General features: G+C 55.8%; 1 pseudogene. It reads right to left on the reverse strand.

Annotation, left to right across the window (positions count from 1 at the left end):
• Positions 1–1,174 (reverse strand): annotated as a pseudogene (locus tag KNO76_RS13805) (transposase); the annotation flags it as partial.
• Between the last annotated feature and the right edge of the window lie 214 nt (positions 1,175–1,388).

The raw sequence follows: 1,388 nt of genomic DNA on the forward strand, positions 1-1,388 counted from the left end.
TTTTTCTTTCCTGAGGGCGATGATTCGCTTCAGATTGACCGCGACGATGCTCATTGCGCTCTGTAACGTCATGCCTTTCAGGTCTGACGTCTTGTTTCGCGACAGACCGTGCGTGTTCTTCAGTTGGCTGTTCTTCGCCTCGATGGCGAATCGTTTCCGGCGGTGGTCCTTGAAGTCTTCGGTCTGCTCGTAGTCGATTTGATCGCTATGTTCCCGCGATTTTATAGACACGCTGTAGGATTTTGATTTGGCTCCGTCCTTGTAACACCCTTCACGCAACGGACATTTTTTACATAGCTCGGTGTTGAAGAAGTAAGTCTCCACCTGATTCGCTCCGACATTCTTCCGTCCGCCACGTGCCTTCCGAACCGCCATGTGCCCGGCTGGGCAGACATATCGCTCGGCATCCTTGTTGTAAGTGAATCCTTCCCCACGGTTTGCTGCCGGCGAATAGACTTGCGGGTTCAATGGCGCGACGAGCTTGCACCCTTGCGAAGCGGCATAAATCAAATTGTCACGGCTTGAATAGGCCGCGTCGCCTACGATGTGGTCGAACTCTGCGCCAGCTTGGTGACTCTTTTCCACGAGGCTCGCCAACTGGGGTCCATCCGGGGCTTCCCCGGATGTGACGACGACAGCCGTGATGATCCCTTCCTCTGTCATCGCGAGATGATGTCTGTACCCGAAAAAAGAGGAGTCAGCACTCTTGTGCCCGGTCCGGGCATCGGCGTCTCGGGAGACTCGGAGTTCGAGGTGCGCGTCTTCCGAAAATTCGCGTACGAGGTTCACACAGTCGCGGATGTGTTCGCGCACCATCAATTCGGGCATCTCGGTCTCGGCGACGGCGGAACTTCGTGAGCGACGATGGGTTGATGACATCATCTTCCGGCGCAAGGTCGAGAAAATATTTGTAAGCGAGGTCGGTCTTCGCCCGTCTGACGAGGTCAACGTCCGAAAGGTTCGAATATGCTTTCAGGAACAAGTATTTGAACATCCGGACCGGATGGACCGCCATCCGCCCATTGTCATGACAATAAGTGTCCGCAAGCAGGTCGGTGATGAAGTCGAATGGGACGAGGTCATGGATGAGGCGCAGCTCGTCATCGGCCGGAATCAACAGGTCGTAAAGCGCCGAATAGGGGCTCGGCGGCATATTCGGAAGGTCGGGCATCATCGGGATCGACTCCAGGATGTTTGATTTCTGTCAGTATAATGCGTATCGATCCGGACGTACAGCGTCGCCCCGAAAGGTACGCCGACTCCTAGGGGATTAGCGGGCTAAGGGAGACCCAGCAGCCGAAGGCGATGCGGCTCCCTGACCGCCCCCAGGAAAGCGGCGTGCCCAAGAGGGCGACAAAGCAAAGGCAAGGAAAACAGATGAGCGTCAT

Origin of the sequence: Exiguobacterium sp. s101, from assembly GCF_018617835.1 — a bacterium.
Lineage (GTDB): Bacteria > Bacillota > Bacilli > Exiguobacteriales > Exiguobacteriaceae > Exiguobacterium > Exiguobacterium marinum.